We start from the raw sequence: 14,697 nt of genomic DNA on the forward strand, positions 1-14,697 counted from the left end.
GTGGGTGGAAGTTATAAAGGCCCGGCAGCCACGGATACCGCAGATCCCGCAGATGCCAGCCCGCTCGCGATGTCGATCAGGGACCGCAGCGCCGGCGCGACGCCGGCGGCGCCTTCGCGCCAGACCAGGCCGGTCTCGATCTGCGGCCCCGCCTCGCGCAACGCGAGGTACGACACGCCGGTGCGGCGAAGGTTGCAGAGCGAGGCCGGCACCAGCGCCACCCCCATGCCCGCAGACACCAGGCTCACGATGGTCTGCATCTGGATGGCTTCCTGCGCGATCACTGGCGACAAGCCGTCGCGCGCATAGTAGCCCGTAATGATGTCATAAAACACCGGCGCGCTTCGTCGCGGGAAAATGATCAGCGGTTCCTGCGCGGCGTCGCGCAGCGAGACCTTGCCATCGGCCGGTGCGGCGCCGTGCGCGGGCCGCCAGCCGTCCGGCACGGCCAGCACCAGCGGTTCGCTGACCAGCGGCAGGTAGGACAGGCCGCGCGGCATGGCCGGCAACTGCGGGCGGATGACCAGCCCGGCGTCGATGCTGCCGTCGATCAGCGCCTCGAGCTGGATGTCGCTGGTAGCCTCGCGCAACTGCAGCTGGACCTCGGGATGCTGCGCGCGGAAGCGCCGCAGCAGGTCGGGCAGGATGCCGTAGTCGGCCGTACTGACGAACGCCAGCGCGAGCGAGCCGATCTCCCCGCGCGCGAACCGCTGCGCGAGCCCCGGCAGCGCCGCCGCATCGGCCAGTACGCGCCGGACCTCGGGCAGCCACTGCTGCCCGGCGGGTGTCAGCATCACCGAACGGCGCGTGCGCGCGAACAGCTGCACGCCGATTGCGTCTTCCAGCGCCTGGATCTGCTGCGAAAGCGGCGGCTGCGTCATGGCCAGCCGCGTGGCCGCGCGCCCGAAATGCAACTCTTCCGCCACCGTGACGAAGTACCGCAGCTGGCGCAGGTCCAATGGCGCTCCTGATATGTTTTTCGACTCAATAGCGGTCAAATAATATATTTGACACGCCAAAATGCAAGTCGCATTCTTTCGGCAAACATCGCTCTGCCTGCGCCGCGCGGCGGCGGCCGAGAAACATCCCCCGGAGACCCCCACCATGGCATTCAACAAGCGCTCCCAGAACATCACGCAAGGCGTGGCCCGTTCCCCGAATCGCTCGATGTACTACGCCCTCGGCTACAAGAAGGAGGACTTCGACAAGCCGATGGTCGGCATCGCCAATGGCCATTCGACGATCACGCCGTGCAACGCCGGCCTGCAGCGCCTGGCCGATGCCGCGATCGACGCCGTGAAGGCCTCCGGCGCCAACCCGCAGGTATTCGGCACGCCCACCATCTCCGACGGCATGTCGATGGGCACCGAAGGCATGAAGTACTCGCTGATCTCGCGCGAGGTCATTGCCGACTGCATCGAGACCGCCGCGCAGGGCCAGTGGATGGACGGCGTGGTCGTGATCGGCGGCTGCGACAAGAACATGCCGGGCGGCATGATCGCGCTGGCACGCACCAATGTGCCGGGCATCTACGTCTACGGCGGCACCATCCGGCCGGGCAACTGGAAAGGCAAGGACCTGACCATCGTGTCGTCGTTCGAGGCCGTGGGCGAATTCACCGCCGGCCGCATGAGCAAGGAAGACTTCGAGGGCGTGGAACAGAACGCCTGCCCGTCCACCGGCTCCTGCGGCGGCATGTACACCGCCAACACCATGAGTTCGTCATTCGAGGCGCTCGGCATGTCGCTGCTGTATTCGTCGACCATGGCCAACCCCGACCAGGAAAAGGTCGACAGCGCGGCCGAGTCGGCGCGCGTGCTGGTCGAGGCCGTCAAGAAGGACATCAAGCCGCGCGACATCATCACGCGCAAGTCGATCGAGAATGCGGTCAGCCTGATCATGGCGACCGGCGGCTCGACCAATGCCGTGCTGCATTACCTTGCCATTGCGCACTCGGCCGAAGTCGAATGGACCATCGACGACTTCGAGCACATCCGCCGCAAGGTGCCGGTGATCTGCAACCTGAAGCCGTCGGGCCAGTACGTGGCCACCGACCTGCACAAGGCCGGCGGCATCCCGCAGGTCATGAAGATCCTGCTGAAGGCGGGGCTGCTGCACGGCGATTGCCTCACCATCACCGGCCGCACGCTGGCCGAGGAACTGGAGCACGTGCCCGACCAGCCGCGCGCCGACCAGGACGTGATCATGCCGATCGAAAAGGCGCTTTACGCCGAAGGCCACCTGGCCATCCTGAAGGGCAACCTGGCCGAGGAAGGCGCGGTCGCCAAGATCACCGGCCTGAAGAACCCGGTCATCACCGGCCCGGCGCGCGTGTTCGAGGACGAGCAGAGCGCCATGGACGCCATCCTGGCCGACAAGATCAACGCCGGCGACGTGCTGGTGCTGCGCTACCTGGGGCCCAAGGGCGGACCGGGCATGCCAGAGATGCTGGCCCCGACCTCGGCCATCATCGGCAAGGGCCTGGGCGAGTCGGTCGGCTTCATCACCGACGGCCGCTTCTCGGGAGGCACCTGGGGCATGGTGGTCGGCCACGTCGCGCCCGAAGCGTACGTGGGTGGCACCATTGCGCTGGTGCAGGAAGGGGATTCGATCACCATCGATGCACACAAGCTGCTGCTGCAGGTGAATGTGTCCGACGAAGAACTGGCACGCCGCCGGGCCGGCTGGAAGCAGCCGGCACCGCGCTACACGCGGGGCGTGCTGGCCAAGTTTTCCCGGCTGGCGTCGACCGCTAGCAAGGGGGCGGTGACGGATTGAGGGGATTGGTCTGGCTGGCGGGGTCCTTGTAGGTGCCGCTGTTTCGCCAGGCGTAGCCGGCGAGTCTTAACTTGACCGGTTGTCGTTCTTGGCGGACGCTGCCTTTCGCCGGCTACGCCGGCGAAACAGCAGCGCCTGCCAAGCACGACACGCCAATCAAACCCCTATCGGCTACCCCAGCGAAACAACCCCGCCTGCCAAGCACGAAGCGCCAACCCCGACCAGGGAACCACCGCCCAATCCCCCCTCACATCCCCCCCGGATCCCTCTCGATCTCCTCCAGCGTTGCATCGAGCCATTCCACCAGCCGCGCCTCGAGCGCCTGTGTCAGCTCGGCCGCAAGCTGCGCCGTCAGCGGCGCCAGCCGCGCGCGCAGCGTGGCCTCGGTATGCGCCTCCACCACCTGTGGCCACTCGGTGCGGAACCGCATCATGACGCGCGTCAGGAGTTCGGTGCGCACTGCGCGCAAGTCGTCTTCTCCGGGCGCATCGGACAGGTAGCGGCCGGACAAGGCGTTGTCCTCAGGCTCGGTCACCGGCAAAGCCGTGTCGCCGTCGTCCAGCTCATCGGTCAGGACCGGTATGGCCAGCGCATCGGGCTCGCCGGTGTCGCCCACGTGCGTGACCACGCCCGATTCGGCCATGCCCGCGGTATCGATGACACCGGCATCGGAGGGCGTCGCAGCGGCATCCGGCAAGTCCACCACCTCGGTCAGCAGCGGAATGCTGTCGTTCGGCCCCAGCCGCGGGATCACCCGCGAGGTCGTGCGTTCGCTCATGCGGAATCTCCCTTGGGCTGGCTGAGGTCGTGGTGCGTCAGCGGATAGCCGCGCTCACGGTAGAAGCGGTAGCGTTCGCGCCCGGCCTCGCGGTCTTCGGCGCCGGCGCCCACCACTTCGATCAGGCGTTCAAAGCTGGCGAACTGCGCCGGTGCCTGCGCGTCCAGGTTGATCAGCAGCTGGTGGTGCGGCAAGTCGTCCAGCCGGGCGGCCAGCACGATCGGCGTGACGGCCGCGTTGGGACTGTCCACGCCGCAGTGCGGCAGGAAATCCAGCGGCGAGAACGTCCACAGGCGCGCGTCGAGTTCCGCGAGCTGCGGCGGCTGGCCGTGCACCACCACCTTCTGGCCGGCGCCGTACGCCTTGCGGACCAGCCGGCAGACATAGCCCAGCTTGTCCGGCACGTTGCTGTGGAAATCGATGCGCGTCATGACTGCCTGCCCCTTGCGCCCGTCAGGCGGCGCGATCCATCAGGAACTGCGCCAGCAGCGGCACCGGACGGCCGGTGGCACCCTTGGCCGCGCCGCTCTTCCAGGCCGTGCCTGCGATGTCCAGGTGGGCCCAGTCGTACTTCTCGGTGAAGCGCGCCAGGAAGCAGGCGGCGGTCACGCTGCCGGCCGGACGGCCGCCGATATTGGCCATATCGGCGAAGTTCGACTTGAGCTGGTCCTGGTACTCGTCGTCCAGCGGCATGCGCCAGGCGGTGTCCATGGACTTGCGGCCGGCCTGCAGGAGCTGGTCCGCAAGCGCATCGCTGCGGGCGTAGAGACCGCTGTTGATGTGGCCCAGCGCGATGATGCAGGCGCCGGTCAGCGTGGCAACGTCGATCACGGCGGCCGGCTTGAAGCGCTCTACGTAGGTCAGCGCGTCGCACAGGATCAGGCGGCCTTCGGCGTCGGTGTTCAGGATCTCGACAGTCTGGCCGGACATGCTGGTCACCACGTCGCCGGGCTTGGTGGCCACGCCGCTGGGCATGTTTTCGCAGGTCGGCACCACGGCGATCACGTTGAGCTTCAGGCCCATCTCGGCCACGGCCTGCAGCGTGCCCAGCACCGAGGCCGCGCCGCACATGTCGTACTTCATTTCGTCCATGCCCTCGCCCGGCTTGAGCGAGATGCCGCCGGTATCGAAGGTAATGCCCTTGCCCACCAGCACCACGGGCGCCTGCTTGGCACCCGCGCCGTCATAGCGCAGCACGATGAACTGCGGCGGCTCGACGCTGCCCTTGGTCACGGACAGGAACGAGCCCATGTTCAGCGCTTCGATCTGCTTGCGGCCGAGCACTTCCGCCTTGAGCTTGTGGCGCTTGGCAATGGCGCGCGCCGTGTTGGCCAGGTAGGTCGGGGTGCAGATATTGGACGGCAGGTTGCCCAGGTCGCGCGTCAGTTCCATGCCGTTGGCAATGGCCGTGCCTCGCACCACGGCCTGGGTCGCGGCCTTGGCATCGTTGGCGTCCACGGCCAGCACCACCTTGCGCAGGGTCGGCTTGTCGGCGGCGCCCGGCTTGCCGTTGGGGCGCTTCAGGCCCGGGTGACGCTCCAGCAGGCGGTAGCCGGCATCGCGCACCAGCGTGATGGTGGTAATGACCGCCCAGCCGATGTCGCGCTGCTGCGGCGGCTGCTGGGACAGGCACCACAGCGCCGAGGTGGCGCGCGTGGCCGACAAGGCACGCACGGCCGTGCGCACGGCTTCGGCAAACGCCTTGTCGCTGAAGTCCGCCTCCTTGCCCAGCCCGACCAGCAGCACGCGGGCAGCACCCACGCCGGCCACTTCGTGCAGCGTGAGCTGCGTGCCGCGCTTGCCTTCGAAGTCGCCCTGCTTCAGCAACCGTGCGACCAAGCCCTTGGTTGCCACGTCGAGGGCTTTGGCCACGCCCGCCAGATTCTGGCCTTCGAACACACCGACCACCAGGCAGTCGGTCTTGGTCGCCAGGAAACCATTTTGGCCGGCTTTACTCCAATCCAGGGCTTTTGTGCTAAATTCCATCGCGCTTCCTTCTAGGGGCTTGTAGACACGAAAGCCTCCATTATCCGCGATTTTTACCAGCGACCTGCCGCTGCCGATCCGCCCCGCCGCCAGCCCGCTGTCCTGCGAGGCACTTCGCACACGGCACATCGCCCGCGCCGGCCGGCAGTCCGGAACCGACACCGCATGATCCTTCAACAAGCCCTGCGACGCGAGCTCGCCTACACCGCCGGCGCGGTGTTCCTGGTGATGCTGACCTTCATGCTCACGTCGCTTGTGATCCGTATCCTGGGCCTGGCCGCCAATGGCAAGGCCAGCCCCAACGACGTGCTGATCCTGATCGGCCTGGCCACCATCGGCTACCTGTCCATCCTGCTCTCGGCCACGCTGTTCATCTCGACGCTGATCGTGCTCACGCGCTGGTACAAGGACTCCGAGATGGTGGTGTGGTTCTCGGCCGGCATCTCGCTGCGCGACCTGGTCAAGCCGGTGCTGCAGTTCGCGGCGCCCTTCATCCTGCTGGCACTATTGCTCGGCGTGTTCGCATGGCCGTGGGCCAACCAGCAGAGCGCGTTGTTCCGCGACCGCTTCGAGCAGCGCGGCGTGCTGTCGATGATTGCCGCGGGACGCTTCATCGAGCCGTCCAACGGCAACTACGTGCTGTTCATCGAAGGCATCGACGGCAACATGGAGTACGCGCGCAACGTCTTCGTCGCCAATGCCGAGGCCAACAAGGTCGGGGTCGCGCTGGCCCACAAGGGCAAGTTCGAGACCATGCCCAATGGCGACCGCCTGGTGGTCATGGAAAACGGCCGCCGCTATGCCGGCACGCCGGGCCAGATCGACTACCGCATCGTCGAATTCGAACGCTATGCCGTCAAGGTGGACAACAAGCCACCTGAAAGCCAGAACGAGCAGCCGCCCAAGAGCCGCAACACCATCGACCTGCTGCGCAATCCCACACGCGAGAACCTCGGCGAGCTGCTCTGGCGCATTTCGCTGCCGATCCTTGCCTTCAATTTCGTGATGATCGCCATCCCGCTGGCGTACGTGAACCCGCGGCTCGGCCGCTACACGCCGCTGGTGTTCGCGGTGCTGATCTACCTGACCTACAGCAACATGATCAACCTGGCCCAGTCCTGGGTGCGCTCCGGCTCGGTCCCGTTCTGGCTGGCCTGGTGGCCGATCCACCTGGTGGTGTTCCTGGCCGCGCTGCTGATGTTCCGCTACCGGCAGAACCGCAGCCTCGGTGGCTGGCGCGCCGTGTTCGGGCGTCGTCCCGCGCCCGCCAAGGGGGGCACGGCATGAGGCTGCTGCGTGTCTACGAGCGCTACTTCGCGCGCCAGGTCTATGGGGTGTTCATCTTCATCCTGTTCGCGGTGCTGTCGCTGTTCGTTTTCTTCGATTTGCTCAATGAGCTGGAAAGCGTCAACGGCAAGTACACCTCGCTGATCGCATTCTTCCACGTCGTGTTGCAGGCGCCGACGCGCGTCTATGAGGTATTGCCGATCGCGGTGCTGATCAGCGCAATCTACGTCTTTTCGCAGCTGGCCAGCCAGTCTGAGTACACGATCTTCCGGGTGGCGGGGCTGAATACGCGGCAGGCCCTGTTTTCGCTGTTCAAGCTGGCGGTACCGCTGGCCCTCATCACCTTCATCTTCGGCGAGTTCATCGGCCCGCGCGCCGAGCAGTTCGCGCAGAAGGTGAAGCTGGAAGCCATCGGCGCCACGGTATCGTCGGACTTCCGTTCCGGCGTCTGGGTCAAGGACCGCGACAAGGATCCGAGCGGCAGCGGCGAGATCACCCGCTTCGTCAACGTGGCCGGGCTGCGGCCGGACCAGACCATCACGGGCATTACGGTCTACGAGTTCGATGCCGAGTACCGCCTGCGCGTCATCCGGGTGGTGAAGGAAGGCCGCTACCAGGGCGCCCAGTCGTGGCTGCTCAGCGACGTCAACGAGACGCGCTTCTCCGAACTGGGCAAGCCGCCCGGCGCGCCGGGCGACGGGCTCGCGCCGGAGTTCCGCGCCGAGCAGGTGCGGTTCCCCAGCATCACCATGCATTCCGAGCTGACCCCGCAGATCCTGTCCGTGCTGCTGGTCACGCCCGAACGCATGTCCACGCTGGACCTGTTCCGCTATATCCGGCACCTGCGTGACAACAAGCAGGACACGCAGCGCTACGAGATCGCCTTCTGGAAGAAGGTGGTCTACCCGCTGACCCTGTTCGTCATGATGGCCCTGGCCCTGCCCTTCGCCTACCTGCACGCACGTGCCGGCGCGGTGGGTGTCAAGGTGTTCGGCGGGATCATGCTGGGGCTGTCTTTCCACCTGTCGAATACGCTGTTTTCGCACGTGGGGCTGCTGCATACCTGGCCGCCGATCCTCTCGGCACTGGTGCCCGGCACGCTGTACCTGCTGTTTGCACTGACGGCGCTGCGCTGGGTGGATCGTCACTGACGCAAGGGCCATGATGCCTCCGACCGCAGCCCCGCCCCGCCGCCAGGCCCTCGTGTTGTTCGCGCACGGCGCGCGCGATGTGCGTTGGCGCGAACCGTTTGACCGGCTGGCGCGGAAGCTCTGCGCTGCCCTGCCGGGGACGCCGGTCCGGCTTGCCTTCCTGGAACTGATGTCGCCGCAGTTGCCGGAGGCCCTGGCTGAGCTGGCTTCCGCCGGCATCGGTGAAGTCACTGTGGTGCCCGTGTTCTTCGGGCAGGGCGGTCACTTGCGGCGGGACCTGCCGGCGCTGGTCGATACCTGCAGGCAGCAATATCCCGCCTTGTCGATTCGCTGCGCGGCAGCGGTCGGTGAGGACGACAGCGTGCTGGATGCGATTGCCGCGTACTGCGTGGCCTCGCTCGCCCCGGCCGCGACTGGCGGCGCCTGAAAAAAAACCGGGCAGATGCCCGGTCTTTCTTTCGCCTGCTCTCTTAAGCCTCGTTAAGCTGCCTCAGGCCGCTTTCGCCGCAACAGGCTCCGTCACGTCGAGAACCGGCTCCGTCGCCCGGGCTGCCAGCGCCGCCCCGATCATCAGCAGGCTCGGCTGCGCCGGGTCGATCCAGCCGGCAGCCTCGCCCGCCGCCATCTGCTGCAGCGTGAAAGCATGGCTGCGCTGACGAGGGGTGCTGACGGACTCCACCACCCATGCCGGCGTCGAAGGCGCCTTGCCGTGCGCGATCAACTGCGCGGCAATGGCCGCAGCCTGATCGCGTCCCATGTAGTAGACCAGCGTATCGGCACGCACATCGGCCTGGATATCGGCCGCCGCCGGCACTTCCGAGCCGTCCGCCGCCTTGGCCTGCGTGGCGAAGGCAACGCTGCGCGACACGCCGCGCTTGGTCAGCGGCCTGGCGATGGCCGATGCTGCCGCCAGTGCAGCAGTGATGCCGGGCACCACCTCGTACGCGATGCCCGCGGCTTCCAGCGCCTGAAGTTCTTCATCGGCGCGGCCGAACAGCATCGGGTCGCCGCCCTTCAGGCGCACCACGCGCTCGAACTTGGTGGCCATGTCGACGATCTGGCGGTTGATGAACAATTGCGCCGTCGAACGCTTGCCGCAGCGCTTGCCCACTTCCACCAGCTTCGCCTGCGGACACCAGGCCAGCATCTCCGGCGCTACCAGTGCATCATGCAGCACGACCTGGGCTTCGCCCAACAATCGTGCACCACGCACCGTAATGAGATCCGCCGCCCCGGGGCCTGCCCCGATCAGGTAGACCTTGCCGGTCGCTTTGCCTGTCTTGCTCATCGTCTGCCCCTTGCGCCTGCGCTTGACTGCGTGTCGTAACGCTCAGGAGTATGCACGGATCATGCCCGCGGCCACCGTATGATTGGTCGCCTCGTCGATCAGCACGAATGCGCCGGTCGCCGGGTTGTCACCGTAGGTGTCGCACACGATCGGCTTCTGCAGCGAGATCTGCACCGAACCGATGTCGTTCAGGCGGATGTCGCGGCGGCCCGTTTCGTGCGACAGCGTGTGTACGTCCAGCACGCGGTCCACTGCCGACACGCGCGCGAACACGCTGGCCGTGGTGTGCTTGAGCACGTACTTGCGCGCCGGGTTCAGCGACTCGTCGTCGAACCAGCACAGGTCGGCCTGCAGTTTCTTGGCGGGGGCCGCGGTCGCATCGGCGGCAACGAACATATCACCACGTGATACATCGACGTCTTCGGACAGTCGCACGGTGACGGTGTCGCCAACATTGGCGGACTCGGCAGCGCCGTTGGGCGTCAGCACTTCCGCCACCACGGCATCGCGGTTGGCGGGCAGCACGCGCAGCTTCTGGCCCACGCGCACGGTGCCGGCTTCGATCCGGCCGGCATAGCCGCGGAAATCGTCCGATTGCGAACCGTCCTGGCGGATCACCAGCTGCACCGGGAAGCGCAACGCGGCGTCATCCTCGGGCGCGGCTTCTTCCACCGGCAGTTCTTCCAGCAGCGGCAGCAGCGGCTCGCCCTGGTACCAGGGCATGGCATCGCTCTCGTGCACGATGTTGTCGCCGCGCAGCGCGGAGACCGGCACGTAGCGCACGTCCTTCAGGCCGAGCTGGGCAGCCAGTTCGGTATAGGCGGTGCGGATTTCGTTGAAGCGCTGTTCGCTGTAGTCGACCAGGTCCATCTTGTTGACGGCCACGATCACGTGCCGGATCTCCAGCAGCTTCAGGATCGCCGAGTGACGCTTGGTCTGGGCCAGCAGTTCGGCACGGCCGTCGGTGACCGTGACGCGGGTGGCATCGACCAGCACGATGGCCGCGTCCGCGGTCGAGGCACCTGTCACCATGTTGCGCGTGTACTGCTCGTGGCCCGGCGTATCGGCGATGATGAACTTGCGGCGCGCGGTCGAGAAGTAGCGGTACGCCACGTCGATGGTGATGCCCTGCTCGCGCTCGGCTTCCAGGCCGTCGGTCAGCAGCGAGAAGTCGATCTGCTCGCCGGCGGTGCGCTTGTTCTTGGCGTTGGTCAGCGCGGTCAGCTGGTCGGACAGCACGGCCTTGCTGTCGAACAGCAGGCGGCCGATCAGCGTGCTCTTGCCGTCGTCGACGGAGCCGGCGGTGATGAAACGCAGCAGGCCCTGGTGGGTAGATTGGTGAGTCATGTCGTAATCCTTGGCTGCGTCGGCTTAGAAATAGCCTTCCTTCTTGCGGCGCTCCATCGACGCCTCGCTGGTCTGGTCGTCCATGCGCGTGGCGCCGCGCTCGGTGATCTCGGTCACCGCCGTTTCGGCGATGATCGCTTCCGGCGAATCCGCCGTGCTGGCCACCGGGCAGGTGCAGCTGATGTCGCCCACGGTGCGGAAGCGGACCGACAGTACTTCGCTGACGTCGCCGTCCTGCTTCGGCGTGATCGGCGTCACCGGCACCAGCAGGCCGTTCTTGCGCACCACTTCGCGCTGGTGCGTGTAGTAGATCGGCGGCAGCGCCAGCTTCTCGCGGGCGATGTATTGCCACACGTCCAGCTCGGTCCAGTTCGAGATCGGGAACACGCGCATCTGCTCGCCCTGCGCCATGCGGGCGTTGTAGAGGCTCCACAGCTCGGGGCGCTGGGCCTTCGGGTCCCACTGGCCGAACTCGTCGCGGAACGAGAAGATGCGTTCCTTGGCGCGCGCCTTCTCTTCGTCGCGGCGGGCACCGCCCATCAGCGCGTCGAACTGGTGCTCGGCGATGGTTTCCAGCAGCGTCACGGCCTGCGCCGCATTGCGCGAGTCGGTGTCCTTGCGCAGGCGCACGGTGCCGCGCTTGATGGAATCTTCCACATGCCCGACCACCAGGCGGGCGCCGAGATCGGCCACGCGCTGGTCACGGAAGGTGATCACTTCCGGGTAGTTGTGGCCGGTATCGATGTGCACCAGCGGGAACGGCAGCTCGATCTTGCGGTCGCCCAGGCGGAAGGCCTTCAACGCCAGGTGCAGCATGACGATCGAATCCTTGCCGCCCGAGAACAGCAGCGCCGGGTTGCGGCACTCGGCCACCACCTCGCGGATGATGTAGATCGACTCGGCCTCCAGGCGGTCGAGGTGGTCGTTCTGTACCTGCAGCAGGTGCGCCACGTTGCTGGCAGCGCTTGCGATATCGTTCATGATGCCCATGTCGTTCGGCCCAATCTCAATGCTTGATGTTCTGTTCGTGGAGCCCGCACTCTTTCGAGTCCTTGCTCTCCCACCACCAGCGCCCGGCACGCACGTCTTCACCGGCGCGCACCGCACGCGTACAAGGTTCGCAGCCGATGCTGGGGTAGCCCTTGGCATGCAGCGCGTTGACCGGCACGTTGTGGCGCTTCAGGTAGGCCCACACCTCGGACTCGGTCCAGTCCGCGAGCGGATTGAACTTGGGGATGCCGCGGGCATCGTCCATTTCCTCGAACGGCAGTTCGGCGCGCGTAACGGCCTGCTCGCGGCGCTGGCCCGTCATCCAGGCGTCCGCGTGCGACAGCGCGCGGTTGAGCGGCTCAACCTTGCGGATGCCGCAGCAATCCTTGCGCAGGTCGACGCTGTCGTAGAACGCGTTCAGGCCGTGCTTCTTCAGGTAGTTCTCGACCGCCTCGGGGTCCGGCGTGAACTGTTCGACGGTGTAGCCGTAGTGCGCCTTGACCTCATCGAGGACGGCCAGGGTCTCCGCGTGCAGGCGGCCGGTATTCAGCGTGAACACCCGGATGCCCGCGCGCACGGCCTGCGTGCCGCGCAGGATCGCGTCGGTCAGCACCATGTCCTCGGCAGCGAGGCTGGTGGCAAAGCGCGCGCGGAAGAAACGCCCGGCAATCCCCGTCAGGCGGGTCGCCAGCGCGCGCTCCTTCTCTTCCAGAGCCGCCAGGCTGCCCGTGTACTCGGGCATGGTCCACAGCGCGGGACGCAGCGCCGATGCCGGCGCACCGGCATCCACCACCGCGATGTCGCTCAATGCAGCGCTCATGCCGATTCCCTTGCGCCAACCTCGGCGCGTGCACGGCGGAACAGCGGCAGCGGCTCATCGACCGATGCCTGGTACGTCACGGTGAACTCGGTGAAGCCCTTGATCGCGTCCTCGATGTCCTTGTCGGCGCGCACCGCGAAGGTGTCGAAACCGCAGCGCTTCATGAAGTTGAGCTGATCGCGCAGCACGTCGCCGATGGCGCGCAGCTGGCCCTTCCACTGGTAGCGCGTGCGCAGCAGGTAGGCCGTGGAGAACCCGCGGCCATCGCGGAACACCGGGAAATCCACCGCGACCACGGCCACGCCGTCGAACAGCGGCTGGGCATCGCCCGGCTCGTCTTCGGGTGCCAGCCACACGCCGGTGCGCTCGCGCGCGCGGCCGGCCAGCAGGTCTTGATGCGACTTCCACACCGTCAGCGGGAACAGGACGGCGTCCTGGCTCTGCACGGCGGCGGTGATCTGCTCTTCCGTCAGCGGCTGGCCTTCGGCGCCACGCAGCACGCTCCAGTTGTCTTCGACGATGGCCGGGGTGACCGCGTCGGCGGTACGTTGCAGTTGAATGATCTTTGCCATGTGTCTATCTCCGGTCCTCAGGCTTCGGCGCGCTCGCGCGGCTGCTTGTCGGCGTACACGCGTTCCTTGAACGGGGTGATGCCGATCCGGTTCACGGTTTCGATGAAGCGTTCGTCTTCGATGCGGTTGGCCACGAAGGTCTCGATGATGCGCGAGATCACGTCCGGCATTTCCTCGGCGCTGAACGACGGGCCGATGACCTTGCCCAGCGCGGTGCTGTTGCCCTGGGCACCGCCCAGCGTGACCTGGTACCACTCGGAGCCATCCTTGTCGACGCCGAGGATGCCGATATTGCCGACATGGTGGTGGCCGCAGGCGTTGATGCAGCCCGAGATGTTCAGCGACACTTCGCCCAGGTCATGGACGAAGTCCAGGTTGTCGAAACGCTCCTGGATGGCCAGCGCGATCGGGATCGACTTGGCATTGGCCAGCGAGCAGAAGTCGCCGCCCGGGCAGGCGATGATGTCGGTCAGCAGGCCGATGTTGGCCGTAGCCAGGCCAGCCTTCTTCGCGAGCTGCCACAGGTCGTACAGGTCGTGCTTCTTCACGTCCGGCAGCACCAGGTTCTGCTCGTGCGCGACGCGCAGCTCGCCGAAGCCGAAGCGGTCGGCCAGGTCGGCCACGGCTTCCATCTGCTCGGCAGTGGCATCGCCCGGAGGCGAGACCGGACCCGGCTTGGTCGACAGCGTCACCGCGGCATAGCCCGGCACCTTGTGGCCGTGCACGCTGCGGCTCACCCAGCGGGCGAAAGCCTTGTCTTCCAGCAGGTGCTTCTCGTACGAAGCGTCGGTGTCGGCCAGCTTCTCATAGGCCGGCAGCGTGAAGTACTGCGCCACGCGGTCGAACTCGTCCTGCGTCAGCGTGCCGGGGCCGTCCTTGCTGTACTGCCACTCCTCTTCGACTTCCTGCGCGAACTTCTCGGCGCCGATGGCCTTGACCAGGATCTTGATGCGCGCCTTGTACTTGTTGTCGCGGCGGCCATAGCGGTTGTACACGCGGATGGCGGACTCGACGTAGGTCAGCATGTGCTGCCACGGCAGGTCGTCCTTGATGACCGTGCCGAGGATCGGGGTGCGGCCCAGGCCGCCGCCGGCCAGCACGCGGATGCGGGTCTCGCCGGCGTCGTTCTTGTAGACGTAGATGCCGATGTCGTGCATCTGCACCACGGCGCGGTCGTCCTTCGAGGCCGAGATGGCGATCTTGAACTTGCGCGGCAGGAACGCGAATTCCGGCTGGAACGTGCTCCACTGGCGCAGCAGTTCGGCCAGCACGCGCGGGTCGACCGACTCGTCCGGCGCCACGCCGGCGAAGTGGTCGGTGGTGATGTTGCGCACGCAGTTGCCCGAGGTCTGGATGCCGTGCATCTCGACGCTGGCCAGCTCGGCCAGCACGTCGGGCACGCGCTCGAGTTCCATCCAGTTGTACTGGATGTTCTGGCGCGTCGAGAAGTGGCCATAGCCGCGGTCGTACTCGCGCGCGATATGGGCCAGCTTGCGCATCTGCTTCGAGGCCAGCAGGCCGTATGGGATCGCCACGCGCAGCATGTAGGCATGGCGCTGCATGTACAGGCCGTTCTGCAGCCGCAGCGGCAGGAATTCTTCCTCGGTCAGTTCGTCCGACAGGCGGCGGCGCACCTGGTCACGGAACTGGGCGACGCGCTCGTTGACGATGCGCTGGTCATATTGGTCGTACTGATACAT

The 14,697-nt window shown here is 66.5% G+C and carries 14 protein-coding genes; 4 read left to right on the forward strand and 10 right to left on the reverse strand.

What is annotated here, in order from left to right:
- Window positions 1-11: 11 nt before the first annotated feature.
- Window positions 12-959: a LysR family transcriptional regulator gene (locus KHO22_RS02940; RefSeq protein WP_211945608.1), complete on the reverse strand. Its 948-nt coding sequence runs from the start codon at window positions 957-959 to the stop codon at window positions 12-14.
- A 145-nt stretch (window positions 960-1,104) separates the two neighbouring features.
- Between KHO22_RS02940 and ilvD the strand changes: the two genes are divergently transcribed.
- Window positions 1,105-2,778, forward strand: a complete 1,674-nt coding sequence (gene ilvD / locus KHO22_RS02945; RefSeq protein ID WP_211945609.1) for a dihydroxy-acid dehydratase — start codon at window positions 1,105-1,107, stop codon at window positions 2,776-2,778.
- Between the two features lie 247 nt (window positions 2,779-3,025).
- Here the strand turns inward: ilvD and KHO22_RS02950 are convergent, their stop codons facing one another.
- Genes KHO22_RS02950 through KHO22_RS02960 form a run of 3 tightly spaced genes read right to left on the reverse strand, consistent with a single transcriptional unit; the run spans window position 3,026 to window position 5,542 of the window.
- On the reverse strand, window positions 3,026-3,556 hold the full coding sequence (locus tag KHO22_RS02950; RefSeq protein WP_211945610.1) for a hypothetical protein: 531 nt from the start codon (window positions 3,554-3,556) through the stop codon (window positions 3,026-3,028).
- Window positions 3,553-3,987 (reverse strand): DNA polymerase III subunit chi, encoded by a 435-nt coding sequence (locus KHO22_RS02955; RefSeq protein WP_211945611.1) that lies wholly within the window; start codon window positions 3,985-3,987, stop codon window positions 3,553-3,555. The genes KHO22_RS02950 and KHO22_RS02955 overlap by 4 nt, the downstream gene beginning before the upstream one ends.
- 22 nt (window positions 3,988-4,009) lie before the next feature.
- Window positions 4,010-5,542: a leucyl aminopeptidase gene (locus KHO22_RS02960; RefSeq protein ID WP_211945612.1), complete on the reverse strand. Its 1,533-nt coding sequence runs from the start codon at window positions 5,540-5,542 to the stop codon at window positions 4,010-4,012.
- A 165-nt stretch (window positions 5,543-5,707) separates the two neighbouring features.
- Between KHO22_RS02960 and lptF the strand changes: the two genes are divergently transcribed.
- From lptF to KHO22_RS02975, 3 genes are read left to right on the forward strand one after another with little or no spacing between them, the layout of a single operon-like run.
- Window positions 5,708-6,829, forward strand: a complete 1,122-nt coding sequence (gene lptF / locus KHO22_RS02965; RefSeq protein WP_211945613.1) for an LPS export ABC transporter permease LptF — start codon at window positions 5,708-5,710, stop codon at window positions 6,827-6,829.
- Window positions 6,826-7,980 carry an LPS export ABC transporter permease LptG gene (gene lptG, locus KHO22_RS02970; protein ID WP_211945614.1) on the forward strand — a complete coding sequence of 385 codons (1,155 nt, stop codon included), beginning with the start codon at window positions 6,826-6,828 and terminating at the stop codon, window positions 7,978-7,980. The genes lptF and lptG overlap by 4 nt, the downstream gene beginning before the upstream one ends.
- Before the next feature lie 10 nt (window positions 7,981-7,990).
- Window positions 7,991-8,407, forward strand: coding sequence for a sirohydrochlorin chelatase (locus KHO22_RS02975; RefSeq protein WP_420839572.1), 417 nt, complete (start codon window positions 7,991-7,993; stop codon window positions 8,405-8,407).
- Window positions 8,408-8,470: 63 nt separating this feature from the next.
- Here the strand turns inward: KHO22_RS02975 and cobA are convergent, their stop codons facing one another.
- From cobA to KHO22_RS03005, 6 genes are read right to left on the reverse strand one after another with little or no spacing between them, the layout of a single operon-like run.
- Window positions 8,471-9,268, reverse strand: coding sequence for a uroporphyrinogen-III C-methyltransferase (gene cobA / locus KHO22_RS02980; protein ID WP_211945615.1), 798 nt, complete (start codon window positions 9,266-9,268; stop codon window positions 8,471-8,473).
- Between the two features lie 42 nt (window positions 9,269-9,310).
- Window positions 9,311-10,615 carry a sulfate adenylyltransferase subunit 1 gene (locus tag KHO22_RS02985; RefSeq protein ID WP_211945616.1) on the reverse strand — a complete coding sequence of 435 codons (1,305 nt, stop codon included), beginning with the start codon at window positions 10,613-10,615 and terminating at the stop codon, window positions 9,311-9,313.
- A gap of 24 nt (window positions 10,616-10,639) precedes the next feature.
- A complete protein-coding gene (gene cysD, locus KHO22_RS02990; RefSeq protein WP_211945617.1) occupies window positions 10,640-11,605 on the reverse strand; it encodes a sulfate adenylyltransferase subunit CysD in 966 nt (321 codons plus the stop codon).
- Between the two features lie 16 nt (window positions 11,606-11,621).
- A complete protein-coding gene (locus KHO22_RS02995; RefSeq protein ID WP_211945618.1) occupies window positions 11,622-12,425 on the reverse strand; it encodes a phosphoadenylyl-sulfate reductase in 804 nt (267 codons plus the stop codon).
- Window positions 12,422-12,997, reverse strand: a complete 576-nt coding sequence (locus KHO22_RS03000) for a DUF934 domain-containing protein (RefSeq protein ID WP_211945619.1) — start codon at window positions 12,995-12,997, stop codon at window positions 12,422-12,424. The genes KHO22_RS02995 and KHO22_RS03000 overlap by 4 nt, the downstream gene beginning before the upstream one ends.
- A 17-nt stretch (window positions 12,998-13,014) precedes the next feature.
- The gene (locus KHO22_RS03005) at window positions 13,015-14,697 is read right to left on the reverse strand and encodes a nitrite/sulfite reductase (protein WP_211945620.1); all 1,683 of its coding nucleotides are present in this window, start codon (window positions 14,695-14,697) and stop codon (window positions 13,015-13,017) included.

Source organism: Cupriavidus yeoncheonensis (assembly GCF_905397275.1).
Lineage (GTDB): Bacteria > Pseudomonadota > Gammaproteobacteria > Burkholderiales > Burkholderiaceae > Cupriavidus > Cupriavidus yeoncheonensis.